The organism is Myroides fluvii, assembly GCF_009792295.1.
In the GTDB taxonomy this organism is placed as follows: domain Bacteria; phylum Bacteroidota; class Bacteroidia; order Flavobacteriales; family Flavobacteriaceae; genus Flavobacterium; species Flavobacterium fluvii_A.
Genome location: NZ_CP039934.1, coordinates 1 through 25,863, shown reverse-complemented (window position 1 = coordinate 25,863; position 25,863 = coordinate 1). Strand labels below are relative to the sequence as shown.

General features: G+C 35.5%; 31 protein-coding genes and 2 pseudogenes. 21 read left to right on the top strand and 12 right to left on the bottom strand.

The genetic code is table 11. The annotated features are described in order from the left end of the window. Nucleotides 1-93 precede the first annotated feature (93 nt). The 4 genes from tnpA (at nt 94) to FBR08_RS00150 (ending at nt 3,673) form a co-directional block, all read left to right on the top strand. Nucleotides 94-381: an IS66 family insertion sequence element accessory protein TnpA gene (gene tnpA / locus FBR08_RS00165; RefSeq protein ID WP_131540868.1), complete on the top strand. Its 288-nt coding sequence runs from the start codon at nt 94-96 to the stop codon at nt 379-381. Further along, the gene (gene tnpB / locus FBR08_RS00160) at nt 381-719 is read left to right on the top strand and encodes an IS66 family insertion sequence element accessory protein TnpB (protein ID WP_115660758.1); all 339 of its coding nucleotides are present in this window, start codon (nt 381-383) and stop codon (nt 717-719) included. The genes tnpA and tnpB overlap by 1 nt, the downstream gene beginning before the upstream one ends. 49 nt (nt 720-768) lie before the next feature. After that, on the top strand, nt 769-2,340 hold the full coding sequence (gene tnpC, locus FBR08_RS00155) for an IS66 family transposase (protein WP_158964099.1): 1,572 nt from the start codon (nt 769-771) through the stop codon (nt 2,338-2,340). A gap of 574 nt (nt 2,341-2,914) precedes the next feature. After that, entirely contained in the window at nt 2,915-3,673 is a 759-nt protein-coding gene (locus tag FBR08_RS00150) for a hypothetical protein (RefSeq protein ID WP_158960349.1), read from the top strand. An 83-nt stretch (nt 3,674-3,756) separates the two neighbouring features. On the opposite strand, the gene FBR08_RS00145 is transcribed toward FBR08_RS00150, so the two are convergent. Beyond that, the gene (locus FBR08_RS00145; RefSeq protein WP_158960346.1) at nt 3,757-3,966 is read right to left on the bottom strand and encodes a hypothetical protein; all 210 of its coding nucleotides are present in this window, start codon (nt 3,964-3,966) and stop codon (nt 3,757-3,759) included. Beyond that, the gene (locus tag FBR08_RS00140) at nt 3,963-4,403 is read right to left on the bottom strand and encodes a DUF5675 family protein (RefSeq protein WP_158960344.1); all 441 of its coding nucleotides are present in this window, start codon (nt 4,401-4,403) and stop codon (nt 3,963-3,965) included. Before FBR08_RS00140 ends, FBR08_RS00145 begins: the two co-directional genes overlap by 4 nt. A gap of 230 nt (nt 4,404-4,633) precedes the next feature. On the opposite strand from FBR08_RS00140, the gene FBR08_RS00135 reads away from it, so the two are divergent. The 4 genes from FBR08_RS00135 to FBR08_RS00120 all read left to right on the top strand — a co-directional run bounded on the left by FBR08_RS00135 (nt 4,634) and on the right by FBR08_RS00120 (nt 6,836). Continuing rightward, the gene (locus FBR08_RS00135; RefSeq protein WP_158960341.1) at nt 4,634-4,846 is read left to right on the top strand and encodes a hypothetical protein; all 213 of its coding nucleotides are present in this window, start codon (nt 4,634-4,636) and stop codon (nt 4,844-4,846) included. Nucleotides 4,847-5,179: 333 nt separating this feature from the next. Next, nucleotides 5,180-5,338, top strand: coding sequence for a hypothetical protein (locus FBR08_RS00130; protein WP_158960339.1), 159 nt, complete (start codon nt 5,180-5,182; stop codon nt 5,336-5,338). Nucleotides 5,339-5,418: 80 nt separating this feature from the next. Then, nucleotides 5,419-6,048: a DUF6266 family protein gene (locus FBR08_RS00125; RefSeq protein WP_158960336.1), complete on the top strand. Its 630-nt coding sequence runs from the start codon at nt 5,419-5,421 to the stop codon at nt 6,046-6,048. A gap of 158 nt (nt 6,049-6,206) precedes the next feature. Further along, nucleotides 6,207-6,836 carry a DUF6266 family protein gene (locus FBR08_RS00120; RefSeq protein ID WP_158960333.1) on the top strand — a complete coding sequence of 210 codons (630 nt, stop codon included), beginning with the start codon at nt 6,207-6,209 and terminating at the stop codon, nt 6,834-6,836. A gap of 826 nt (nt 6,837-7,662) precedes the next feature. Here FBR08_RS00120 and FBR08_RS00115 read toward each other — a convergent pair. After that, complete coding sequence (locus FBR08_RS00115) at nt 7,663-8,070, bottom strand: helix-turn-helix domain-containing protein (protein ID WP_158960331.1); 408 nt, start codon at nt 8,068-8,070, stop codon at nt 7,663-7,665. A 309-nt stretch (nt 8,071-8,379) separates the two neighbouring features. On the opposite strand from FBR08_RS00115, the gene FBR08_RS00110 reads away from it, so the two are divergent. Beyond that, nucleotides 8,380-9,000 carry a hypothetical protein gene (locus tag FBR08_RS00110; protein ID WP_233266152.1) on the top strand — a complete coding sequence of 207 codons (621 nt, stop codon included), beginning with the start codon at nt 8,380-8,382 and terminating at the stop codon, nt 8,998-9,000. A gap of 491 nt (nt 9,001-9,491) precedes the next feature. Here FBR08_RS00110 and FBR08_RS00105 read toward each other — a convergent pair whose 3' ends face one another. The 3 genes from FBR08_RS00105 to FBR08_RS00095 all read right to left on the bottom strand — a co-directional run bounded on the left by FBR08_RS00105 (nt 9,492) and on the right by FBR08_RS00095 (nt 10,597). Continuing rightward, on the bottom strand, nt 9,492-9,908 hold the full coding sequence (locus tag FBR08_RS00105; protein ID WP_158960328.1) for a helix-turn-helix domain-containing protein: 417 nt from the start codon (nt 9,906-9,908) through the stop codon (nt 9,492-9,494). 73 nt (nt 9,909-9,981) lie between these two features. After that, nucleotides 9,982-10,293, bottom strand: coding sequence for a hypothetical protein (locus FBR08_RS16695; RefSeq protein ID WP_199268614.1), 312 nt, complete (start codon nt 10,291-10,293; stop codon nt 9,982-9,984). A gap of 1 nt (nt 10,294) precedes the next feature. After that, nucleotides 10,295-10,597 carry a helix-turn-helix domain-containing protein gene (locus FBR08_RS00095; protein ID WP_233266151.1) on the bottom strand — a complete coding sequence of 101 codons (303 nt, stop codon included), beginning with the start codon at nt 10,595-10,597 and terminating at the stop codon, nt 10,295-10,297. 331 nt (nt 10,598-10,928) lie between these two features. Here FBR08_RS00095 and FBR08_RS00090 point away from each other — a divergent pair, with 331 nt between their 5' ends. The 10 genes from FBR08_RS00090 (at nt 10,929) to FBR08_RS00045 (ending at nt 19,790) form a co-directional block, all read left to right on the top strand. Then, nucleotides 10,929-11,855, top strand: coding sequence for an HNH endonuclease (locus tag FBR08_RS00090; protein WP_158960325.1), 927 nt, complete (start codon nt 10,929-10,931; stop codon nt 11,853-11,855). Nucleotides 11,856-11,877: 22 nt separating this feature from the next. After that, entirely contained in the window at nt 11,878-12,465 is a 588-nt protein-coding gene (locus FBR08_RS00085; RefSeq protein WP_158960322.1) for a hypothetical protein, read from the top strand. Between the two features lies 1 nt (nt 12,466). Beyond that, entirely contained in the window at nt 12,467-13,468 is a 1,002-nt protein-coding gene (locus FBR08_RS00080) for a hypothetical protein (protein WP_158960320.1), read from the top strand. 680 nt (nt 13,469-14,148) lie between these two features. Then, on the top strand, nt 14,149-14,931 hold the full coding sequence (locus FBR08_RS00075) for a hypothetical protein (protein ID WP_158960317.1): 783 nt from the start codon (nt 14,149-14,151) through the stop codon (nt 14,929-14,931). Between the two features lie 390 nt (nt 14,932-15,321). Continuing rightward, entirely contained in the window at nt 15,322-15,879 is a 558-nt protein-coding gene (locus FBR08_RS00070) for a hypothetical protein (protein WP_158960314.1), read from the top strand. A 68-nt stretch (nt 15,880-15,947) separates the two neighbouring features. After that, complete coding sequence (locus FBR08_RS00065) at nt 15,948-16,505, top strand: hypothetical protein (protein ID WP_158960311.1); 558 nt, start codon at nt 15,948-15,950, stop codon at nt 16,503-16,505. A gap of 73 nt (nt 16,506-16,578) precedes the next feature. Further along, nucleotides 16,579-17,379, top strand: a complete 801-nt coding sequence (locus FBR08_RS00060; RefSeq protein ID WP_158960308.1) for a hypothetical protein — start codon at nt 16,579-16,581, stop codon at nt 17,377-17,379. A 20-nt stretch (nt 17,380-17,399) separates the two neighbouring features. Beyond that, a complete protein-coding gene (locus FBR08_RS00055; protein ID WP_158960304.1) occupies nt 17,400-17,894 on the top strand; it encodes a porin family protein in 495 nt (164 codons plus the stop codon). Nucleotides 17,895-18,180: 286 nt separating this feature from the next. Next, the gene (locus tag FBR08_RS00050) at nt 18,181-19,266 is read left to right on the top strand and encodes a hypothetical protein (RefSeq protein WP_158960301.1); all 1,086 of its coding nucleotides are present in this window, start codon (nt 18,181-18,183) and stop codon (nt 19,264-19,266) included. Nucleotides 19,267-19,355: 89 nt separating this feature from the next. Beyond that, complete coding sequence (locus tag FBR08_RS00045; RefSeq protein ID WP_158960298.1) at nt 19,356-19,790, top strand: hypothetical protein; 435 nt, start codon at nt 19,356-19,358, stop codon at nt 19,788-19,790. Between the two features lie 229 nt (nt 19,791-20,019). Here the strand turns inward: FBR08_RS00045 and FBR08_RS00040 are convergent, their stop codons facing one another. From FBR08_RS00040 to FBR08_RS00030, 3 genes are all read right to left on the bottom strand, one after another. Further along, nucleotides 20,020-20,403: a hypothetical protein gene (locus FBR08_RS00040; protein WP_158960295.1), complete on the bottom strand. Its 384-nt coding sequence runs from the start codon at nt 20,401-20,403 to the stop codon at nt 20,020-20,022. Nucleotides 20,404-20,645: 242 nt separating this feature from the next. Further along, nucleotides 20,646-21,221 (bottom strand): leucine-rich repeat domain-containing protein, encoded by a 576-nt coding sequence (locus FBR08_RS00035; RefSeq protein ID WP_158960292.1) that lies wholly within the window; start codon nt 21,219-21,221, stop codon nt 20,646-20,648. A 177-nt stretch (nt 21,222-21,398) separates the two neighbouring features. Further along, nucleotides 21,399-22,349 carry an ADP-ribosylglycohydrolase family protein gene (locus tag FBR08_RS00030; protein WP_158960290.1) on the bottom strand — a complete coding sequence of 317 codons (951 nt, stop codon included), beginning with the start codon at nt 22,347-22,349 and terminating at the stop codon, nt 21,399-21,401. Nucleotides 22,350-22,359: 10 nt separating this feature from the next. Between FBR08_RS00030 and FBR08_RS16805 the strand changes: the two genes are divergently transcribed. Continuing rightward, nucleotides 22,360-22,656: a hypothetical protein gene (locus FBR08_RS16805; RefSeq protein ID WP_233266164.1), complete on the top strand. Its 297-nt coding sequence runs from the start codon at nt 22,360-22,362 to the stop codon at nt 22,654-22,656. An 81-nt stretch (nt 22,657-22,737) separates the two neighbouring features. Here the strand turns inward: FBR08_RS16805 and FBR08_RS00020 are convergent, their stop codons facing one another. Next, a complete protein-coding gene (locus FBR08_RS00020; protein WP_158960287.1) occupies nt 22,738-23,070 on the bottom strand; it encodes a hypothetical protein in 333 nt (110 codons plus the stop codon). Between the two features lie 572 nt (nt 23,071-23,642). Between FBR08_RS00020 and FBR08_RS00015 the strand changes: the two are divergent. Further along, a pseudogene (locus tag FBR08_RS00015) lies at nt 23,643-24,183 on the top strand (lipocalin family protein). Between the two features lie 6 nt (nt 24,184-24,189). Here FBR08_RS00015 and chrA read toward each other — a convergent pair. Further along, a pseudogene (gene chrA, locus FBR08_RS00010) lies at nt 24,190-25,317 on the bottom strand (chromate efflux transporter). A gap of 78 nt (nt 25,318-25,395) precedes the next feature. Continuing rightward, on the bottom strand, nt 25,396-25,692 hold the full coding sequence (locus tag FBR08_RS16800; RefSeq protein ID WP_262885171.1) for a helix-turn-helix domain-containing protein: 297 nt from the start codon (nt 25,690-25,692) through the stop codon (nt 25,396-25,398). Nucleotides 25,693-25,863: the final 171 nt, after the last annotated feature.

Sequence of the window (25,863 nt, the reverse complement as noted above, 5' to 3'; positions counted from 1 at the left end):
CTATTTTTAGTTTCGTCTAAAGGTATCCACCCGAGCAACGACATATTTCATAACCTAATGTAAGATAGTAAGTTTGTCTCAAATAATAAAGAGATGAGCAAACAAGAAATGATGTACTCTCATGTAGAGGATTACAAAGCAAGTGGATTAACCCAATCAAGATACTGTGAAAGCGTAGGAATTAAATTAGCAACATTTAGTTATTGGGTAATAAAGTATAAGAATGAAAATATTCAAAATTCATCGAGTAACTTTATCACTATAAATAAAGAGCATATTACTGAGAGCAAAGAATACGATATTATCTATCCTAATGGAGTGAAACTTCGTGTAGAAACGAAAGATTTAAATGAACTCTATTCATTAGTGAACCTTGTCTAATGTTTAGTCTGAGTAGTAGTCACCAATTCCATTTATATAAATCAGCTTGTGATATGCGTAAGAGTTTTGATAGTCTGTGTGGCATTGTTCAAAACGAGCTTAATCAAGTAGCTCACAATGGCAGTGTGTACGTCTTTATCAATCGTCGAGGTAATCAGATGAAACTTCTGCACTGGGAAACAGGAGGTTTTGTGTTATATCACAAGCGATTAGAACAAGGTACTTTTGCCTTTCCATCTCATAACAAGTCACAGATAAGTTGGAGTGATTTAGTACTTATGATAGAGGGAATTCAAGTGATAAAAAGTAGTCAAAAAAGACGATTTTCTATGAAGTAAAACCGTCTTAATTCTTGTATAAACAAGGCTTTTGACGTATATTTACTTCATGGAAATAGACTTAGAAAACTTATCGAAACAAGAACTTTTGGCACTTATAAAACAGCAGTCAAAAACTATTTCCAAGCAAGAGAAAGTAAATACTAAGTTAGAAAAGAAAGCTACTGAGTTAGAAGAAAAGACCTCTAAACTAGAAGAAAAAAATACGATACTGGAATATCGAGTAAAGCTACTTGAACGCATGAAGTTTGGTCAAAGCCGAGAACGTTTTGAGGATCCTAATCAAACTCAGTTACCTTTGGATGTTGAACAAGCAGTCTTAGAGGAACAAGAAGAAGTAATCAAACAAGAGATTACCTACACTCGTGAAAAGAAGAAACATCCAGGACGAGCGAAACTTCCTGATCATTTACCTGTAGAAGAAATAGAAATTCACCCAGAAGGGGATCTATCTGATAAGGTCTGCATTGGTAAAGAAATTACAGATGTGTTAGATTATGTTCCTGGTTACTTTAAAATCAAGCGTTACATCCGATATAAATACGCGACCAAAGACAAAGAAGATACCCAAATTAGTATTGGATTACTCCCAGAGCGAATTATAGATAAAGGAATAGCTTCAGAAGGACTTCTATCAACTATATTGGTTGACAAATATGTAGACCATCTTCCTCTATATAGACAAAAGCAACGCTTTTCAAGAGAGAATATCGATATTGCTTCCTCTACAATAGATGGTTGGGCAGCTCAAAGTATGGATGCTTTGAAGCCACTATACCAAAAGCTGGTGATGGACATCAAAAACGAAGGTTATCTTCAAGTTGATGAAACCACCATCAAAGTCTTAGATGAGAAAAAGAAAGATAAATCTCATCTTGGGTATTATTGGGTGTATCACGCACCTATATCCAAACTCGTGATGTTTAATTACAGTCCTACTCGTGCTAGTAGTGCTGCATTACCCATATTAGAAAACTTCAAAGGATACCTGCAAACTGATGGTTATAGCGGGTACAAAGCCTATGGAAATAAGTCAGATGTTACACATCTTGGCTGTTGGGCACACGCTCGTCGTGAATTTGAGAGAGCATTAGACAATGATAAAATAAGGGCTCAGCATGTACTCGTAGAAATACAGAAATTATATGCTGTAGAGAAAAAAGCAAAAGAACAAAACTTAGCTCCTGACCAAATCAAAGAACTTCGTCTAAAAGAGAGTTTACCTATTATCAATGAACTGGGTAAATATATGTTCGCTCAGATGAAACTTACATTACCTAAAAGTCAAATAGGTAAAGCTTTTGCTTACTCACAAACAAGATGGGATAACCTTAGTGCGTATTTATACAATGGAAACTTACAGATAGACAACAACCTTGTAGAAAATGTAATTAGACCTGTAGCCCTTGGACGTAAAAACTATCTCTTTGCTGGTTCTCATGATGCTGCGCAAAGAGCAGCTATGGCCTATACATTTTTCGCTAACTGTAAAAAACATGACGTTAATCCATACCAATGGTTAAAGTATGTTCTTGAAAATATTCAATCCATAAACCACAAGAATATCACAGATCTATATCCTCATAATTATAAGAAGTTAATTACAAACATTGTAGAATAATAGTTACTCCTCACAAGATGTACTTGCTCGGGTGCATACGTCTAAAGGAGTCATTATAACGTTACTCAATCCAAATTTTGAATTACTAGCTTGGTAGTGGATCAATTCCCACCGATGTAAATCGCGCATGCATTTGCTATATGTAGTGGTGCTACCAATTTTACTGCGATTCATTAGCTCGGATCGGTTAATACCAAAGCTAGAAGCAAAGTGGAGGTTGTTCCAGATTTGAAATAGAGAATAATATAGAGCAATATGCGAAGGAGTTGCCTCTGTATTTGTTCTGAAAAATTCTGATAAAGCATTTAAGTGCCTAATGTAATTTGCCATGGGCTACAAGGGTTTATGTTAATAATAATGTCAAAATTAGGATGTGTTTTTGTTATGTTAGTTTTAGTTAATGTTTGGTATATTCTTATTTTTTGTTTATTGTTTGTTAATTATATTTATTAATTAAGTGTTTGTTGATTATTTCATATTTTTAGCCGTTTTATCATTGTGATAAATAAGATGTAAATCCATAAATTGATTAATGAAAAATTTAAATGAAGCTTTAAGGAAAAAAGAAAGGATTATGAATCAATATGCTCCCCATTTTGTCATGAATGAGAGAAGTTTGATCATTAGCGCAGTGCAACTGAAAAATTTGCTAGTAGAAATGCAAGAAATTACGAGTAAGAATCAATTTCGATCTCGCAAAAAAGAAATTGTCTTCTACAGCAAAGACCTCATGGATAGCATAGCCCGTTATTTTTTTATCAATGAAATAGGCCTTTTGTGTAGCACGATGCCACTAGATCAGTCGCTAAAAACACTTTATCTCAATCAGAAATGGCAGTACTACTGTAGTTTTAAAAAGCAATATTACCAACAGTATAGCGCGTACTGCACTGAAAGTGAGGTGCTAGATTGGCAAGCAATCAAACATTATTTCCAAACCAATGATCTACAGTATGCATTTACCTTTTTTGATCCCGACCATGACTTTTTATTTTCTGCTTATTTTAAAGGGCTGCAACTTATTTTAGAACAATTAGAATACGCAATGTCTATTTCTTCAGTTTTAACCAATCACCAGCCTTTGCGGTGGACTAAATCTAAGGTAGACTTAAGCTTGTTGGTGTACGCCTTGTATGAGTTTAATAAAAATGATCAAGAAAAAGTATTGTTAATTGAATGGACAGATGCTTTTGAAAAACTATTTGATACCTCAATTAGCAAGAACTTCCATCAAACCTTAAGTGCTTTTCAGAAGCGAAAAAATATAGATCACACTATTATTTCTCAATTAGCCGACATTATTCAAACCAAATACATGGATATAGAAGTGTAAGGCAATGCATTTGTTTTCAGAAAAACCTGTTTAAAACTAAGGAGGTTCTAAACCTCCCTAGTTGTTTTGAATAATTCAGCTTGCTATTCTTCTTCTTCAGTAATTTGGCTTACCGCTGATAGGATACCTCCTGCAACTGCCATATAAGTTGCAATGGTGGTAGCAATAACGGGTAGGGCCACTGGAGCCGCGAGAATTCCTCCGCTAATAGCGACTAAACTTAAGCCAATGGTTCTTAGCGTTTTGAAGAACTTTGGTGTTGGTGCTTTGGCACGTCGAATGATTTGTTTCATAATTTCCCTCTTTTTATTAGATTAATAATTTCGTCTTCAGACGCTTCTTTAATAGTTAATTGTAGCAGTTGATCGGTGGGTATTGCTCCTGCGTGTTCTAATAACCGTTGCAGAGCTACCTTAGAACGATGTCCCCAAGTGGAGCTTATAATTCGACTAACGGGGGCAATGCATCCTTGTAATTCTAGTTGTACATTGTTGGCAGAATGAAAGAGAATGCCGTGGCGATTGGGCACCTTTTTAATTGCCATGTGATGCTTAAAATGTTCCGTATAACGCGGTTGTACAGGATAAGTTCCCTCAGGTATACAAGAGATATACGCCTTGTTTTGTAACCAGGGTAATTCTAGCGTAAAGCAGATGTTTTTATCATTAAACTGCAGTAGCCCATGGGTGGCATCAGAAAGGTAAACCCGGTGTAATGTTAATTTATTCATCGATTCATGTTTATTGATTATTGACTTCAAAGGTGAATGAATTGTAAAAAACAGAAAATAGGTAGGGGAATCGTTTGTCCTAATTTGTCCTAATTTGTCCTAATTTGGGATAAAAAAGGAGTAAATGTCCTCTTCTGGTTTACTATGCAAACAACTAGTGAACAACTAGAAAATAGGTCTGTCGTTTTCTTACCTTCAACCGCGTATTAACTTCGAGATATTAGCAAGGAATGGAACAGCGAAAACCAAAAAAAGCAAGAATGATTATTTATGCCGTTGATGTTGTAGAGATAACGGGTAAAAGCTATAAAACGGCCTTGAGACTTTTGATTGCCGTGCGGATTTTTTACGATAAACCACCTGGAACCTTTGTTTCATATCGAGAGTTTTGTGCTTTTATGGGGCTGGATGAACAAGAGGTATTGGAGATGCTAAATAAGTAAAATGAAAGCATAACGGAGAAAAAAATGCCTAAAAGAGCCTTAAATGAAAGTTTAAGGCTCTTTTATTTTGTCTAAACCCTTTGATATTCCTAGTGGTTGCTGAGCACTTTTTGTATGTACCATTAGATCTTCTTTATGGGTTTGTTTTGTCTTTCTTTTGGGTTTGTTTGGTAAAAGGCCCTCAAACCAAGCAAACACAAAGCATACCCAAAACAAACCTAAAAGGAACTATAAACTTGTTGTTGTTAGTGTGTTGATTAATAGCGTTTTGTGGTTTTTTGTGCTGGACAAAAGTGGAAGTTTGTGCCCATTTTAGGACAAAAGAGGAGGTTTATGCCCATTTTAGGACAAAAGTGGAGGTTTATGCCTATTTTAGGTCAAAAGTGGAAGTTTATGCCCATTTTAGAACAAAAGTGGAAGTTTTCACCTTTTTTAGGACAAAAGTGGACAAATACGGAAGGGGGTATTGTACGTGTTTTTTTGTTTTTTTAGTATTGCAATGAGAACATTAGTGAAGGTAGCTACGACGCATAATCTCAAAAATTAGTAGTAATCAAGTAAACGGTACAATCATGGGAAAAATGGATAATGGATTAACAGGTGGTTTTAGAGGAAAACTCGGAACACTTGTAGGAGCAAAGATGAACGGACAGTATATTGTTCGCAATGCACCCAAAAAAGGAGGAAGACAACCAACACTGGCTCAGTTGAATCATCGACAGAAATTTAGATTGGTTTCTAAATTTTTGCGTCCGATAAACAAAGTAATCAAGCGCTTTTTTGATCCAGATACGGAAGCTAAGTCTAAACTAAATGTCGCTTTAGCGTATCACCTGAAAGAAGCGGTGAAACAGGTGGAGGGGGAGTATGTGATCGACCTTGAAAAGGTAGTCATAACCAAAGGGATTCTCCTCACTATTTTTGTGGATCAGGTACTCTTAGAAAACAAAGAATTTACCATCACTTGGAGTGCAAACCCGTTGTTTAATAGAATAGGGGCAACAGACGCACTGACGCTTATTCTCTATCAAAAATCAACCAAATCTCTGTTTGTTTTTGAAAATGTAGCCAAACGAGATGCAATGGAATTTAAATTTCAATTACCAGGTAGTTTCGAAGATACTGGGTATGCACTCTGGGGGTTTATGTTAGATGAAGCAGGAGTTGAATGTAGTTCAAGTGTCTTTCTGGGAGAATATTAGATGGTTAACGGTTAACGGTGAACAGTTAACGGCTGATGAGTTAATTGGTTAGAAGGGTTAGTTGGTTAGAAGGGTTTCCGCTTAAACATTCTAACCCTTCTAATCGCTCTAACCCATCATTTAAAGTGAATAAAAAAATTGTTTAAAAATAAAAAGGCATGGCAAAATTAGAAAATGGAATTTTCGGGACGTTCAGTGGAAAAGTAGGGAATATAGTAGGGGTAAACATAGGAGGAAGGAACTATATAAGAGCTGCTCCTCGCAAATCTTCAAAAGAACCATCCGCTTCTCAGTTGAAATACCGCGAAAAGTTTAAGCTGATTTCGAGTTTTCTTCGTCCTTTTAATCCAATATTTACGCGTTATTTTGGAAATGATCAAGGCGTGAAGTCACGCGTAAATCAAGCTTTATCGTACCATATCAGAGAGGCAATGGTGGAACAAGATGAAAATTTTAGTATTGATATGGAAAAGGTGGTTTTGAGCAAAGGCACTCTTCCTCTGGTTAACGTGATTGATGTTCATACTGAAGACTGCTCAGTTACGTTAAATTGGACGCTTATTGAAGGTGCTAATTTCGGAAATGGGGATGATTTACTTACTGTGGTGGGGTACAATCTGCAAAATGGAAATCTTATGATACACGAAAAAGTGGCTACGAGAGACGCCTTAACAGCAAGCGTATTGTTGCCAATGATTTTTGAAATAAATGGGTTTGCAGTCTGGCTGTTTTTTACTAATAGGGAAGATACCGAATGTAGTACAAGTGTTGTGCTACTAGTAGATTAAAAGGGTTGATTGTTGTTTGTCGTTTGTCGTTTGTTGTTTGTTGTTCGTTGTTCGTTGTAGAGATTCTCAATCTTTAGAAAATTTACTCTTTTCTTCTTTATCTCATTAGGTTTAAATTTTATTTTGGTATTTGATGAATATATCTCACAGGGTTTATATTGGTTTTGGTGTTCGATGAATCTTCACTACGTTTCGATTTTCGTTACGCTACGATTTCTTCTTTCCTTTTTTGAAGTGATTGACGGATGCGATTTATCTCATTAGGTTTATATTTTATTTTTGTACTCGATGAATATATCTCACAGGGTTTATATTGGTTTTGGTGTTCGATGAATCTTCACTACGTTTCGATTTTCGCTGCGCTACGATGTATCCTTCGTCGAAATGACATGACAGGAATGATTGACGAGCGTTGATTGACGGATGCGATTTATCTCATTAGGTTTATATTTTATTTTTGTATTCGATGAATATATCTCACAGGGTTTATATTGGTTTTGGTGTTCGATGAATCTTCACTACGTTTCGATTTTCGCTGCGCTACGATGTATCCTTCGTCGAAATGACATGACGGGAGTGATTGACGAGCCTTAAAAAATTGTCTATAAAAGACAAACATACTTACCGCAGCAAGAACTAAACCGTTAACCGTTCACTGTTAACCGTTCACTGTTCACTGTTCACTGTTAACCGTTCACTGTTAACCGTTAACCGTTCACCGTTCACTGTTAACCACTTGCCCCCCAGCATGACGCCTCGACACAGAAGATACCCAACAAAAAAAGCTTAATCAACCGATTAAGCTTTTATATTTTCACTTTGAATACTATTTATTTTGAATCAGCTTTTCCAAGCGGTTCATCATGTCGTCTTTTTCTTTCAGCATACGCTCATACAACGCAATCTTTTCTTCGTGAAGCTGAACAATTTTATCAATAGGATTATTATTAAATACTGGACTATAATTTACCAATCCTTGTGTGTCATGAAATGTACTAGATATAATATTAATCGCTTGTTGTTCATCAAAATTCTCAATTGCTTCAACGGGTATTTTCAACACTTTTGAAATCTGTTGTAAGAGGGAATGATTAATTACTTCTTTCTGTTCCAGTAAAGAGATCTTCTTTTGATTCCAATCTTCTCCTAAATCAAAGGCAAGAACTTCTTGCTTGATTCCAAGCATTTCTCTAAAACGCTTTACATTTCTTCCTTGGTGTACTGCATGTTCCATACTTAATCGCTGAATTAAAAGGCTCAAAGATAAAGCCAATGATTTAAAAAGACTGAATGGTAAAGTTAGAAAATTATCTGGTAAAATATCCTACAACATGAATATTATAACGGATAAGCTCATCTTTTGCTTTTTTGTTTGTTGTAGAACAACCGTCAACAAACAACAATCAACCCTCAATTCTTTCGATTAGCGAACAAATGTCTACTCAGAAAACCCAAACCGTTAACAGTTAACCGTTCACTGTTAACCATTTTGAACACCCAGCACAAACCTCACAATAAAAAAAGCAACTTCCAAAGAAATTATTTGGCAGAAGAAGACCAAATAGTTCGCTTCCTACTACTAAAAATCACTGTGTTTAAGCAGACAAAGACACTCTATATTGCATATCGCAATATGAAATATATGCAACAATCAAAACGTAATTTAAAACCACAAGACATCCTAATACTCTTAAAAATCATTACTTTAGGAACACAAACTTGGTATCATCATACCATAGCACAAGAGTTAGGACTAAGCCAGTCAGAGGTTAGTCAATCGCTTAACCGTTCAAAGTATGCTGGTTTAATAGATCAAGCAAGGAAAAAAGTAAACAAAATAGCTTTTACAGCGTTTTTATTACATGGTGTGGCTTATGCTTTTCCACAACAGCCAGGTGCTATTGTGAGAGGCGTTTTGACCGCACACGCTGCTGAACCCTTGAACAAAATAATTTCTTCTACTGAAAAATACGTTTGGCCTTATGCCAAAGGTCTAGAAAGAGGACAAGCAATCGAACCATTATACCCTACTGTAGTAGAGGCAACATTAAGCGATAAAAAATTATATGAACTACTAACATTGGTAGACGCCATACGGGTAGGGAGAATTAGAGAAAAAGAAATTGCAAAAAAAGAATTAGAAAAAAGAATATTGAATGCATAATAAAGTTATTACCTAGCTTTAGTAGCACAAGTGGCTAAAGGCTTGAAAGAGTTAAATGAAAAAGTGGTATTCGTTGGTGGTGCTGTGATTAGTTTATATACCGATGACCCTGCTGCAGACTAAATTCTTCCAACGACAGATATTGACATGACGGTAGTGATTGACGGGAACAAGTACAAATTGATTCCACACACAGTACCCACGCACGGCATGTCTCCTCGACGAAGGAGAAATCGGAGATTCATCGAACTCCAAAACAAAATATAAACTCGGTGAGATAGGTCGCATCCGTTACTCAACGCCCGTTATTCAAATCTTTCGATTAGCGAACAAATGTCTACTCAGAAAATCCAAACCGTTAACAGTTAACCGTTCACTGTTAACCATTTGACCCCTAGCATGTCCTCGACACAGAAGATACCCAACAAAAAAAGCTTAATCGGTTGATTAAGCTTTTACATTTTCACTTTGAATACTATTTATTTTGAATACTATTTATTTTGAATCAGCTTTTCCAAGCGGTTCATCATGTCGTCTTTTTCTTTCAGCATACGCTCATACAACGCAATCTTTTCTTCGTGAAGCTGAACAATTTTATCTACTGGGTTAATTGTAGCATTATTAATATATAGAGCGTGCATTACTGCATTATCATTATTAGTAACTGTGTTGTTAATAATATTAATCGCTTGTTGCTCATCAAAATTCTCAATTGCTTCAACGGGTATTTTCAGCACTTTTGAAATCTGTTGTAAGAGGGAATGATCAATTACTTCTTTCTGTTCCAGTAAAGAGATCTTCTTTTGATTCCAATCTTCTCCTAAATCAAAGGCAAGAACTTCTTGCTTGATTCCAAGCATTTCTCTAAAACGCTTTACATTTCTTCCTTGGTGTACTGCATGTTCCATACTTAATCGCTGAATTAAAAGGCTCAAAGATAAAGCCAATGATTTAAAAAGACTGAATGGTAAAGTTAGAAAATTATCTGGTAAAATATCCTACAACATGAATATTATAACGGATAAGCTCATCTTTTGCTTTTTTGTTTTTTTGTTTGTTGTTGGTTGATTGTTGTTGAGATTTTCTGAGTAGACATTTGTTCGCTAATCGAAAGATTTGAATAACGGGATCTATAAGACGATGGCTATTCGTTTTTAACCATATTGTATCGTATTCAAAACTAAAAGCTTTGCGACCTTTAGCTTGATGGGCAACTAATACCCCTAATAAGATAGGATGAAGTAATCCTACCCAATCTGCGTAAACATATATAGCTGTTTTTTGTGTGGCCATTTTATAATAAATCTAAATCTTGTAATTTTCTACCAAACACATCATCTGATGCAAGCTTTAAAAAATCATCTTGTAAGCCTAACACACGCAGTACATTGAAATAAGCCCCCATAGCCACGCTAGCTTCGCCTTTTTCTATTAAATACAAGGTAGAACGAGCAATACCCGCACGTTCAGCTACTTGAACTGCAGTTAACTTTCTACGTTTACGAGCAAGCTTTATGTTTTCACCCATTTGCTCTAGTAACGTTTTAAATTTTGGTAAGACGATTGTACTCTTCATGTGAAATGATTGATATTTCATACAAATATAGCTTAAGTGTATGAAATATCAATCATTTTTGGTTTTTAAAAGAGTGAGAGAGTGAGAGGGTGAGAGGATGAGAGGATGAGATTTTCTGAATAGCCAAATTGTTCTTTAATGGAAAGAGTTACACAAAAAAACGTAGAAGTATAACAAGTGTGAGTACTGTTCACCTCATAAGTTTTATGAAATTTGAATGAGTAGTGTACTACAGTCCTAATTGATTACAAACTATAATTCGAAGATTAACTAAAAAAAAAGGGGCGTTCACTAAATTATACTTGAAAAACTGTGGATTAAAGCAGTTTTTTGCTTGCAAATATAATAGTAGATGAAAAGGATATTTATTTTTCTTGTATTACTAGTAGGAGCTTGTACGGTGTATAGTTGTAAAAAAGGAGGAAAAGTAGTTGAAAAAGTTTCTTCTTCCAAAGGTGGGAAGAAGGTAATTGAAAATTTAAGCGGTCAGTCTACGGACTTGACTAAAAAATATTCTTTTTCGAAGCCAGCAAAGCAAGCGTTAACTTATTTATCTCCAGGTCAATTAACAGAATTAACCACAGATTTAGATCGATTGAAAGGCAAGGCATTTGAAAAATATATAGTAACAAGTCCTGAGGGAATAAAAGCGTATAACGCATTATATGCTTCCCAAAATTTGAGAGTTAGAGTTCCTAGCTTAAAAGCTTATGAAAAGCAAATTGCCAAAAATCCGAAACAAATACCGACGCTTCGAGTTGGGGATTTGGAGCATCGAACTCGAGATGTTTTCGACAAGCGATTAGCTGAAGTAAATGAAAAATTCAAATCATGGGAAGTTCCTTTCTCTAAACGAATTATTGATTTGGAGAAATTTAAGGTAGAAGGGCTCTTTCCTAATTTCTTTAATCATACACTTGCTAAAATTGATCTTCCTTCTAAGTACTATCAACAATCCAATAAGAATCAGTTTGCCTATGCAACATACCAACTGAAAGAACAGTATAAAAGAGATCCCAAAGTAATAGAAACAAAGTTGATTCAACTTAATAAAGGGAAAAGTTATAGCTATACTGCGGATGGAGTTACAAAGGAACTCAAAGATAAGGAGCTGTTAGCTAAACAAATAGAAGATCTTAAAAGTCCGCATGGAGATAAAATATTTGGTTTCACTTGGCATCATCATGAAGACGTAGGTAAGTTAGAATTGGTGTCGCAGCAGGTACATAATGCAGTGAGTCATACAGGGGGTAATCTTATTTGGGGAGGTCTTCGATAGATTAATTAATAGATATAGAACAATGAAAAGAATTCATTTCGTACTGATCAGTATGTTCGTTTTTTTTATTTCTTGTGGAGATAAGGACGCGGAGGCGACGTCAAGCGAATCAATTGATGTAAACGAAAATAGGGAGTTAAAAACGTATTATGAATCATTAATTAAACTCGATCCATATTATTCGAATATCAATATTTGGTTTCAGGAGATTGGAACCCGATTATTGAATGTAGAGAAAGGGGAGTTATATACGATTTTTGAAAGAAAGATTATCGAAGACAAAAACATTGCAAAAAGAGAGGCTTTAGTCCATTTACAATATTTATTGATTACCAAAGAAGCATATTATATATTAGTTTTTAAACAAGTGGGGCAGGATGTTGAGCTTACTGATATTCTGCGAATTAATCGAGGAGGTTTTTTTAGTAGTGATCAAATGGAAAAGGTTTTTTATGAGAATAATCTCATAGCTAATGTTGAAAGTTTAGGTAAAGTTAAAACTAAATTTTATGTAGAAAACAAAATACAATATTTCGTTTATACAAGTGAAAATTTAGACGAAACAGAGATAATTACTGTATTAGATTTAGGAAAAGAAAGAAAATTTTAATATGAGAAAAATAATAATTGCCTTAGCTTTTTTTTCTTTGATAGGATGTAAAAAAGAGAATTCCGCAGAAAATGAAAGGATTATAAATGAGATTTTAAATCATCAATCTTCAGAAGTTCAGGTAGACGAGAGTTATTCGCTTGATAATTATGAAAATAATTTTGATTTATTAATCAAAAAATATGATTCAAAAATGCGTGTTGTTTTAGCGAAGCAAATTGACAACCAATTGACAATGTACAATAGTTTATTGGTAGATTTATCCAAAGTTAAAAAAACATCAATCTCGGATGAAGAGTTCAAGTCTAATGTAGAAAAATTACAACAACAAGTTTTAAAGGATTTAGTTGAGAGTGAAATTGTTGTTAATGTGGATTATTTTGAGTTTTTGAACGAATTACATGAATTGACACAGCAGTATAAAAAACTTAATCCAGGTGCAAAGTTAAAGCGATATGATGCATTAGATCGAATCGAATTAAGTGAAGGAGTTAGACAAAAAATAGAAGAACTGGCTCAGGATGAAAAATTAAAAGCGGATACGAATGTAGGAGAAAAAGTTTTGGAGGGATTGAGCTTTTTAGCTTATGTACCCAAAATACCTGTCCTAGTAGTTGGTTCTGCTGCAGATTTAGCTTTGCAGTTTAGAGAAGAATTACATATAGCGAAGAAGAAAGAAGCGTCGGGATATCATGCACAGATAGATAAAGAAGAGTTGATTGATCGAATTAAACAAAATTTGCCAACAGATATTTATGATGTAAAGTCTAATTCTTTCTCGACTAAGGCTTCAACTAAAGATCGTAATAAAGCAATTGCAACTACTTTAAATCAAATTAATCGCGCTAATTTAGATTTAGAGCGAGATTTTAAACTTTACCACAATATTCGCAATAATCCAAAAGGAAGAATAGGAGATTATAGTGATGGAATATGGACTGTACATTATCAAAATATGCTTAAAATTAAAAATGAAAATTTAAAAGCATTGAGTGCTAAATAATACAATAAATGAGAAAAAGGATGTTCAAATGAGCATCCTTTTTTTTGTTTGGTTGTGGGTGAACAGTTATCATTGATTGGTAGATTTTCTGAATAGCCAAATTGTTCTTTAACCGAAAGAATTGCGCAAAAAAGCGAAAGCAAATCTAACTTATCGGTGGGGACTTCTAACGATTGAGAATTTCTACACCAAACACCAAACAATCATCAACCATCAAAAAAATAAACGGCACTTTGTTCATCGTAGTAGAAAGAGGGTGAGTTCTCTGGGTGAATTGTATTAATGGCAATTGGTCTAGGTTATTACCCATAGCGCTCGTAGGGGCTAAGCGAATTATAATCAGCCGTATGGCTAGGTGTAGCTATTTTATAACAAAAATATAAAAAATACCTTTGTTGTGATAGTTTTAACAAATAAAGGAGTGTACACAGGAACAATAAAAATAGGAGGTGTTTTCGGGGTGGTTTTCTTGTTATGTACTCAAAGTCTAAAAACACAAACGCATGGGGACTCTGTTAGTGCCACATAAAAATGGAACGTAGGGTATGATTATAGACTCAAGCTAGTCGGTTATTGTATCAACCATCATTAGTTGTACGGGAAACACAACTACCTATACGGCTAAGGATGATAAAATTACTTCGTATAAATCTAAAATTAAACTTTAAACTCACTATCTCATGAAACCGTATTACGTCTTATTAGCACTGTTTTGTGGTTCTGTTTTACATGCACAGGATATTCCACAAACAAAAACTGAAACCGATAGCATGGCTCATCCCGTAAAGGGAAATCTGATAAAATTCAACCCCGTTCCATTGGCATGGGGAACAGGTTCTCTAACCTATGAACGCAAAGTAAAAGGCAGATTGGTTGCTGGCGCAACCGTAAATTATCGTCCGCAAAGTGGAGCGCCGTTTAAAAGCACCCTGCAAAAAGTGTTTGAGCGTGACGACAGTGAAGGTGATGCTACTTTTGAAATTGAGAAACTAAAGTATTCAAACTTTTCCTTTGCGCCGGAAATCAAATTGTATTTGGGCAAAAAAGGAGCTTTTCAAGGATTTTATATCGCCGCTTTTGCCAAGATTGAAACCACTAAAATAAAGTATGAGTACCAGTTTGAGGAATTGATACTGTTAGGGGAGGATCCGAATCTTCCGTTGACTGGTAATATCAAGGCTTTTTCGGGTGGAATTTACTTTGGCGTTCAATGGCATTTGGGCAAAAATATTTATCTGGACTGGCAGATTATAGGTGGAAATTATGGCTCGGCAAATATCGATATCAAGGCCAATAAAAACTTATCGGCAGAAGAGCAGGCAGAGCTACAGGGGTTTGCAGAAGATTTGAAAGACAGCTTTGACAAGATTGATTATGAAATCAATGACAAGGGGATTAGGCTCAAAGGAAAAATGCCTTGGGCAGGTTTGCGTACTGGATTGAGTGTAGCCTATCGATTTTAAGGAGGCGTCTTAGCACAGCTAAACATAAGAGAAACAACCAAGTAGAAAATCTCATCAGGTATATGCTATTCATCAGGAATGACAATAGTTAAGCCTTTAAAAAAAAAATAGGGATTAATCCGTTTTTTAGGATGGATAATTACGGCTTGTAGCAGTAGTGATGATAGCACAAGGCTTGTATTACACAAGAAGACATCAGCAGGTTTTAAAGTAAAACAGAGGCTTTTTCTTCCAATCTCACATCACCCTCTCCTTGCGATACTGCAGCTTGTAATACACATCCAATTTCGAATTAGGTATGGTAGATGGGATCTATGGAATCAATTAAAACTAAAACAAACGGCGAAGCCGAAAACCGGACAGAGTAGGCAAAGTTAAATTTAGCGTAGTATGAAAACAGTTAAAATTTTAAAAAACATGGGGTTAGTTCTTTTTTTAGGACTACTAATTACGGCTTGTAGCAGTGATGATAACAAGGGCAGTGGTGAAAATGCGGAACATTTTAAAAATGTGCCTAAAGGAGAAATTGTACCAACAGCAAAACGCTTTGTTACCTTAACTGGATACGAAGAAAACACCGGAAGGGGAACCGCTGTAGCGACACTGAATACGAACACTCAAAAGTGGTGGAAGTACACGGATGGAAAAATAATATACCATTGCGACGGAATAGATGAGGTTGATGATGCGGGTGAATCAGGTGATTATTTTGCCTTTTCGCCAGATGGAATACTTTATTACAAATATGGAGCAAACGGAACTCCTGAAGGTGATAGCAATTGGAGATGGACGGATAGCTCAAAATCAAAAATTATAGTGAGTGCCGAGGGAGAGGACAGCATGGTGTATGAATTTACTGCGCTCAATCCCAATCTTGTGGTTTACGCAACGTATCTAACGGAAGGAAATTGTAGTTTATTGGCCTGGGTACGCCTAGGAAGCAATTAATATTCGGTATTGGAACGAAGCAATAGAAAGAAGAACATAGAGGAAGTCAAATTAAAATGGAATTTATTATGAATCAAATACTGAAATTTTCAAAAACAGTGGGGCTAATTCTTCTTTTAGGATTAACAATCGTTGCATGCAGCAGCAGTGATGACAATGGGGGGAGCGAGGACGTTAAATTTTTAGAAAACGTGCCTAAAGGAGAAATTGTACCAACAGCACAACGCTTTATGACCTTAACGGGCTATGACGAAAATGCAACTACAAAAGCAATGGCTACAACGGCATTCAATGCAGGTGCGCAAAAATGGTGGTCTAAGGTAAAAATTGGAGCGGTATACGGAACGGAAAAAACGGAACATCAAGCCGATTATTTGTTTTGGGCATTTTATCCCAATGGGAAAATATATTTTAAATACCTACCCGGAGATACACCCATAGAATATGCTGATTGGAGATGGACAGATAGTTCGAAATCCAAAGTTACACTTAGCTTTTCTACCCATGATGAAGAATTAGAATATAAATTCACAGAACTGAATAGCTCTGGATTTATATATGCTCATATAGTTTCTAAAGACGGATTCACTTCAGTTTTATGGGAACAATACAAAGCAGGCAAGTAAAATAGAAGCATAACTAATGCAAAAGGCGAAGCCAAAAACCGAATAGTGTAGGTACAATTAAAATGATAAGAAAATGAAAATACGTAAACTAGTAAAGAGCATGGGATTAATTCTTTTTTTGGGATTAACAATAACAGCTTGTAGCAGCAGTGATGATAATAAAGACGACGATCCTGATAAAATCGGGTTTTTCAATCCGAAAGGAGATTGGAAATTAACGTTAGAATACGAAAACAAGACGAGAGTCTATACTTTTAGCACAAATGAAGAGGGTATTTCTACTGATGCTTATGGTCCATTTACCAAAACGACAGTATCGCATAGTAATAAAGCACTAAAAATGAATGCGGATTGGAAATGGGAGTACAACGGAGAGGATACCATGGATATCGATCTGAGGTCCAAGTTTACCATTTTATATTTTGATGCTGATAATCCAGAAGCCAATACGTTTAAAACCAAAGTTCATTATAATTATGTGAATGGTAACAGCTCAACTTGCTACATTACTTTAGAAAGAACGTCAAAATCAGATAACCCTAATCCTAACCCCAATCCTAAAAAATCCATTGAGGGAATTTGGGAACACAGCAATTCAAAATATCAACTAAAGATAGAAGCAAGCAAAGCGATTATCTATAATTTGGATCATGCGCCTGTTTATTTTCCCAAAAAATTAGTAGGGGATACCTTTTATGATAGAATTACAAAAACAGGAGAAAAAACATGGAGTGCAGATGCGTATCAGTGGAGATTTACCGATGATGATTACGAAAATGGAAGATGGGTAAACGAAGGAAATGTAACACTGGAATTAAGCACAGATGGGAATCAGCTTTATCAAGGAACAAGAATGTTTAAACGAATTAAATAAGAATTTGTAAATTTTAAATTATGAAAAAAGTAGTTTTAGTAGGTGCCGCTCTTTTTGCTTGTGTTTTAGGAGCAAAAGCTCAGGAGATTAAATGGGGAGCAAAAGCCGGAATTGATTTTGCAACTGTAAAAGTTAAAATGAATGGAGGCTTTTTTGGCGAAACAGTCGAAGCTTCTGAATCTGAAACCGGTTTTTTTGTAGGTGGTTTTGCCGAAATCGGATTTTCTGAGAAATGGTCTGTACAGCCCGAAGTGCTTTACGTAGCTATAAAAGATGCCAGTATGCTGAGCGTACCCGTTTTAGCTAAATACAAGGTAGCTGAAAAGTTTAATTTGTTAGCCGGACCAAGTTTAAATTACAATTTAGACTGGGAAGACGAAAAGTTTAAAGTAAATCTTGACTTTGGGGCAGCCTATACTATCACAGAGAATATTGGAGTAAGTGCTAAATATTCTATGGGATTTGGGGATATCAAGCTAAATGGTGTGTTTATGGCAGTTGAATACAAATTTTAAAATGGCGCTTTAATAAAATACCCTCAAAAGGGTATTTTATTTTAGTACAGATTAACGGGTATCGGTTAACTGTTAACTGTTAACTGTTAACTGTTAACTGTTAACTGTTAACGGCTGCGATCTTCTGAATAGCCAACTTGTTCTTTAATGGAAAGAATTACACAAACCTCAACGGGGGTGAAATCGTGAAGTTGTGAAATCGTGAAGTTGTGAAATCGTGAAGTTATAGATTCTCTACAAAGAGCAACCCTCACAAAGAGCAACCCTCAAAATAAATCACCATATTATGAAAAAACTACATCTTATTTACGCTGCCTTTATCCTAGGTAGTGCAATTTTTTGGAGCGGATGTTCCAAAAATGACAACGACAACCCTGATTCCGATCCTAAACAGGAAATTACAATGCCCAAAGAAGCTTTTCAGCTTCAAATTGTAGAAGCGCAATTTTCACAACCGCTTTTGCAGGAAGAATACGATGCCGATTTGGGTGGAGTTCCGCTTAAGCTGGTTCGTGCAGAAGACAATACCTTAGTGTTTTACGTTCCGGGAACAACTGCCCTAGGAACAACGACGTTACATATTCCAAATCTGGATGTCAATACCAAATTTGAGGTAAAAGAAAGCTTGCTAAATGGCAGTGAAGATGTGGTTTTAAAACCTTTGTTTGAAGATCTTAGCCTTATCAAAAGCGCAATAACCGATGAGGAATATTCCGCTTATTTAGCCAATACCCTAACGGCATTTGAGGAGTATTACAAATCCCTTTCTAACGACGACAAAAACCAAATGGCGTTGTTTTATCAAGTAAACGAAAGCTGGTTTAACGAGATTTTAAATGTCAATCAACCTCAGGGTTTTACTACATTGGGTGTCGCTTCTACATTGGTTAAAACAAAAAAACTTTTGGCTTCTGTAATAATTTTTGCCGGAAGTGGGTACATTTTAGCGCTGCCAGGCACTGGGATAGAGAAATCTCTAGTAACTGTTGCTGGGGTAACCGCCGGTGTATTAGCTTGGAAATATGCCACTGAACTCGTGAATGAAATCAATATTGTAGATCGTGTAGTCAATCAAATTCAAGGCAATCAAATAACCAAAACTACGTTTGAAACACAGGGAATTAGCTTTACACATAACAAAGCTCAAAATGTACATTTGTACACCGGAAACAGAAGTGTAACTGCTTCTGATCAGTCGAATACCGCTGAAGGAACGGGAATCTTTTTTGACGCTTACGGACGTTTGACAAAGGCAACCGAAAAAATAAACAACCTTATTCAATTTGTAAACGACCATGTATTCTTTGCTAATATTCGAAAATACCCGTTCACGAAATACCTGATTCTGCCGAAATACAAAGCACTGCTTTAACCACCGAAGACTACAAAAACCTACAGTTTACTGTATCTGATGCCAATGTACAACTGTCTGACCTAGCATTTGAAAACGGAGCAATACGCATGAAAATGACTGTTAAAAATCCGGATACCGCAACGGGAAACAGTCTGAAAACTACTTTAAATTACACGTATCAAAACGAGTTTAGCAATACTACGGGAAATATGCCGATAGAAATAAAGCTAAACAAAGAGGGAACGTTTGACCTTGTTGGAAATTGGAAGTTAACCATACGCATTAATAATAATCCTCCAAAAATATACAATATGGAAATGGATGAAAGCGGCATCTGGGTTATAGATCAGGTACAAAACCCCTCTGCAGACTACCAAATCGAGATGAGATATAACGAAGGAGTGATATACCTCTCTTTTGATGGCGGAGAACCTTACGAACTAGAAGTAAACGATGTAAATGATACTGTTTTTGAAACTCAAGGAGAAGATAATGACCGAGGACAGATTTTTTATTATTACGTAAAATTAGAACGTTTGTAACTTGATGGAGAGAGGAGAGAGGAGTGAATTCTTCTGAGTATTGAGAATTAGTGGCACTGTCTCTTAAAGTGTGTAAGTTCAAAAATAAAGCTTGGGTTAGGTTTTTCTTGTAAAACCTAACCCTTTTGTGATATAGGATTAGAAATTGATCAATCATATTTCTTGAAATTTTACGTCTTGAAGCGATTGTGCTAATTTCTATTTGATTCCTCTTTTTATAGGTTATGCCTTAGTTTTTTAAAAACGTTTCAATCGATACATAGTTGCTATCTGCTTTGAATTCTTCTGGAATAGTCTGAAGTAGCAATTGTAATTTTTCTTTTGAAATTTTGTCTTTAATGTAGTTCAATGTTGATACTGCGCTAGCACATGTTGGATATCGTTCTATTAAAATTACATTTTTATCTACAAAGTAAAGTTTACCAATGCTGTCTATTCCTTCAAGTAATTTTTCAGCTGGTAGTTTATCTGAATTATCTTTGGTATATTGTTCAAAGGTGCGTTTCCACTCGTTTCCAAATTTTTTAGCATCAGAGTCAAATAACCGGCAATTAGACTGGTTACATGATGTAAGTGCTGCAAAAACAATAAGTATTAGATGGTGTTTTTTCACTTTGTGAGTTTTAGGTTGTACATGCTATTTGAGTGCTAGGCGATAGTGACTAAGAATGGAAACGGATGTCTTCGATTCAGGGGACATGAAGTTGATTCATCATGCCATTTCACCACTTTATTTTACTTTGATTACAGGAGATATTTTGAAATTCTCATTGTTTGGTTCGTTATACGCATCTTCCTTTTTTTCTAAATAAATAATATTAGCGGATTCACTTTGAGATACAACATTTTTTACCTTCATATCCAAGATAAAAAATTGCTCAATTTTTGTTTTTTATTTATTGTGATTGTTCGTAAGTCATCGCATTCAAATAATTGAAGACTTTTTAGGTTCACAAGAGGTTCTATATTGAGTTTTTTTATTGGATTTCCTTGAATATACAACGAAGTTAAATAGGGAAATGGGGTTGTAAATCTCAGTTCTTTTAATTCATTTCTAAAGGCATAGAGTCCCTTTAAATTGGGCATATGCTCAAGTGTTAATCGAGGTCCTAGTTGATTGTCGCCAATGAAAATTTCCTCTATAACACTATTGCCATTTAAAACACTCATATCCGAAATGCGATTGGTATTGGCATATAGTATTCGCAGTTTTTTAAAGTGCTTTAGATCATCAAGGGATTCAATATTTTTATTCGAGATTTTTAATTCTTCTATAGATTCAATTTCACTTCTTTCAATTTGTCCGTTATGGTTAGTATCGAAGCCCAATTCAAGCAGCGCGTTTTTAAAATTAGGGTCTTTAAAATCAATGCTTTGTGCGTAAGTCGTTGATAAGGCAAGGAATAGAGCAAGTGCGCTTATTTTTTTCATAGGGTGTAAGGTGATTAATATAGGAGGTTAAATATAAGAGGAATTTGATGATGAACAAAAAAGGATGAATGAATAAGTGTTGATTGTTGTTGGTTATTGGTTGTTGAGGGGGTGAGATGATGAGGTGGTGAGAGGGTTGACTGTTGATGAACGATCGCTGCTCAACAAAATTAAAAATTATACCCTTGTACAAGTAGAATACAACTGATTGGCTAATGCTGCAATATCCTCTTTTCTTTTGAGGGGTTCAATCCAATGGGAAGGAATGCTGTCATACCCATATAAAAATCCCGCTAAAGCCCCGGTGATAGCGGCATTAGTATCCGTATCTTTACCTAGTGAAATTGCTTTTAAAATAGCCTCTTCATAACTTGTTGTCGTAAGCAAGGTATGCAAAGCAATTTCTAAACTTCCCACCACAAAACCTTGACTATTGAAAACAGTAGGAGAAAGGGATAAAAAATCCTCAGAAAAAAGACGTTCGAATGCAGGGTTTTGGGCGTACTTAGTTCCTAATTCTTCCTTCATTTTTACAAAAGCCAAAGCTACATCTTTCGCATAGTACAACTGTTTTGCATACATCAGGTAGATAAAACAACTATCTACGGATATGGGATGCGCGTGGGTTAAACTGCTAAAATCGCGTATATAGGGATAAGGATCTGTAATCGTTTGATCATATAAAAGAGGGAGGAGTAGAGGTGCTATGCGCATTAAGGAACCATTGCCATTGTCGCGCTCCGTGTTGAGTCCAGCCGTTCTCCAATTGTAATCCCTTGCAAAGTTTTCAATAGCCAATAAGGTCGTTCTCCCCACGTCAAAAGTATGTCCGTCTGTAGTCCAATACCCCTTTCTCAACCACTGTTTAAAGCGATCCATCAGATCGTTTAAGTCTGTTTCACCAGCTGCTAGATATTCAGCCGTACAAAAAGTTAGCGAAGAATCATCGCTAAAAGTGCCAACGGGTTTGTTCCAAGAACCAAAAGGAGAAAAGCGGTTGAATATATCCTGGTAATTTGATTGTACAGAAGCTAGATTAATTTCTGCAGGACTTTTAAATTCAACCGGTACTCCCAGTGCATCCGCTACGGCGAGACCAAATAAAAGATCTTTTGCGAGGTTTGACATGATTTAATTTTTGATTGGATTCTTTTCAAAAATAGAGAATTTAATCGGCAACCCCAAACGGAAAAAGACATATGAAATTTTTCACGGTAACCCTGCTTGTGTGGTTCCATTAAAAGAGTGGTTGCCTGATGAGATCCTGTTACTGGCTCTGCTCACTGTTTCCTTATTCTATTTTGGTCGTTTAAATGGGGTAAAGAGCCCTTTTTTATGCGTCAAATATCAGAGAGAAGAGCTTTATTGTCAAAATAAAGGAGAAAGAGTAATTGTGGCTGGTAAAGCGAGAACCTTCGCTAAGGCACAAATCTAGATCGATTAAGCCTTTGGATTTCATCCTCCAACACGAATATGTATTGGAGGATGTATCTAAAATTGTCAGGTTTGTAGCTGTTTATAGCTTGTAGTGAAAATGCTTTTTTATTACTTGATCGTCAAGGGGGAAAGTTCCCAATTTTGAACGATAAAAACACGGGTATCGCGCTCTTTGAAGGTGTTGTTTTTTCAGCGAATCTTCGTTAATAAGTATATGGGTTAACTTAGGATTGTCCTTCCATTTTTTTAAGGTATTTCTCAGTTTCGTTTTTAAAAATGAGGGAGCTACATTAAACGCTTCTCCTTCATAGTCTTCGCCCTGAAGTGAAATGGTGAAATCACCATGTCCTTTGTGATCTGTTATACCTAAACGCAAAGTAAATGTCGCTTTTTGTATTGACTTACTAGGCAAAGTATTGGAACTGATACGATTTTAAACTTTAAGTGAACAAGAGGGAAAACGAAATACTATATTTTTGAAAACTTTAAGATAGTAATACGTTGAAATAATGTACTTCTAAGTGATATAAGTTGAATTCTAAATTTTTCAAGGTACTTATATTTGATTTTAACTTTGCTTAATTCATTGCGATTTAAATTATAGCCTATGATAAGAAAAGTATTGTCTATTGTACTAGTAGGTACAACGATTAGTTTAATTGGATGTAATCTAACGGTAGTGAATCAGCAGATTTGATCTATTACAATGGTGATATTATTACCATGAGTGAAGACACGCCAAACTATGTAGAGGCGGTTGCTGTAAAAGACGGAAAAATTCTATCTGTAGGAACAGTAGAAGAGGTCAACAAATACAAAAGTAAGGAGACCAAGTTGGGCGTCAGTTGGTCAAACTGTTTATTCTATTTCCGGACTGATGCCGATAAACGATATAATTTACTGTGTTTAGTATATATTTTTTACCTTTGGGTAAAACGAATTTCTTATGAACTTACACTGTTATATCGAATAAGCTTTTTTGCGATGCTATCATTCTTGTTTGTGTCTTGTAAGACCAACCCAATACCAGAAAAGGCAAAAGCAGTTGAAAATTTTGATGTTAATCGTTATTTTGGGAACTTGGTATGAAATTGCGCGGTTTGATTTTTATTTTGAAAAAGATTTAAATAATACCACCGCTCAATACAGCTTGGATGAAAAGGGAAATCTCAAAGTTTTAAATCGAGGTTTTCACGTTAAGGATAAAGAATGGAAACAAGCTGAAGGCATAGCTAAGTTTAGGGGAGAGCCAAACGTAGGAGCATTAAAAGTTAGCTTTTTTGGTCCTTTTTATTCCGGTTATAATGTAATTGCATTAGATTCAGCGTATCAGTATGCCTTAGTAGCAGGAAAGAATTTAGATTATGTATGGATCTTGTCCAGAGAAAAAAGCATACCGGAAGATATTAAACAACAGTACTTGACCCTAGCGAAAGAGATTGGGTATGATGTATCTCGTTTCATTTGGGTTGAACATGACCAGAACGATAGTTCATCGGTCAAGCAGGAAGAGCAAGCGAAATAGTGATAATTAAAACAGGAAATACCCAAGCAATGCACCTGTTAAAACAATAAAAGCACTATTAACTTTTTTAAATGTAAAAACGAGGATACCACTAGTAAAGCGACAACAAGTGATTGCCAATCTGTTATTACTTCTTTTGTCATTGTTAAACATACAGCTATAATTAGTGCAACTGAGGCAATGTTTACAGCATCAAAAAAAATAGATAACCCTTTAGAGTTGCGTAGTTTTTTCATCAGAGGATTTAGTAGGGCTACTAGAATAAAGGACGGTAAAAAAATTGCTAGGGTTGATAGGATAGCTCCTGTTACGTCATTAATTTGGAAACCAATAAAGTGACGGAAGAAAAAACGGGGCCTGGTGTGAATTGTCCTACAGCAATAGCATCTATGAGTTGTTCTTTAGATAGTAAGCCTGTTTGTACTAGTTCTGTGTCTAAAAAAGCAAATAGCACATAACCACTTCCATAAAGTATAGCGCCTATTTTAAGAAAAATCCAAAATAGCTGCATATTGGTGGTATTGTAAAAAACATTTTGAATGATAAGTAACCAAGGTAAGGGAAGAAAACTTTGTAAGGTATTTCGTGTAGTATTGATATAAAACACGGCATAAGCTAAAATTCCAGCCCCAAACATCAAAATGATTTCACTAATGCCCATTAAAGAAGCAAGTAAGACTATAAGACCTAAACAGGCTAAGAATGAGGATTTAATAGATTTTTTTTGCTAACGGAAAAACAGCTCCCAGAATAATAGCGATAATTGCAGGTTGGACTCCATAGATAAAGGGTTGAACTTGGGGTAGTTTTCCATAACTTTTATAAAAATAGGCCACTAAACCTGTAAGTATAACAGCAGGAAGAATAAAGCATAGTCCTGCGATTATAAGTCCTTTCCAACCCGCTTTATCATAACCAATGTGAATAGCCATTTCTGTACTGTTAGGACCAGGGATTAAATTCGTAGCTCCAAGGAGATCTAAGAAGTGTTGGTCATCCATCCATTCTTTTTTACAACTATTTCTTCTCTCACATTGCAATATGAGCTGCTGGCCCTCCAAAACCAATATCCCCTAGTTTAGTGAAAACTTTCGCTATTTCTTTGAGACTTACTTCACCTTGTTTGGTATTCATATCTTAAAACTTTTTAATGATACAAATGTGATATAATTAGAAGCTAAAATTGGGTGAATTTGAAAAAAGAGTGGCACTTTACATTTCTCGAAATGATTTAGGAGTAATACCCACGTAGCGCTTGAAGTATTTTGTGAAGTAAGAAGAATCATTAAAGTTTAGGTTGAAAGCAATTTCACTAATACTATTTTCAGTGGTATAGCAGTTGTCTTTTTGCTTCACCAATAATATGTTCTGCCAATATTTCAGATGTGGGTTGTTGGAGTTTTTACGACAGATAGCATTTAGATTTTGTGGTGACATTTTAAGTTTTTTAGCATATAGGCAACACTGTTGGTGTAAATTATTTGTTTGCTTTAAAAGATCTTGAAACAAGGTAATCGTATCGCTTTGACTGATGGAAGTAGAAAAAGAAGTAGCTGTTGCTATATCTTAGCCAATAATGCTTTTAGAATACCTTCTGTTACAGTGAAATCTTTCTCTGATACAAGTAGTTGAAATAATGCATCGATATTTTTGAGTTTCATTTATTTTTATGCAAGTAAA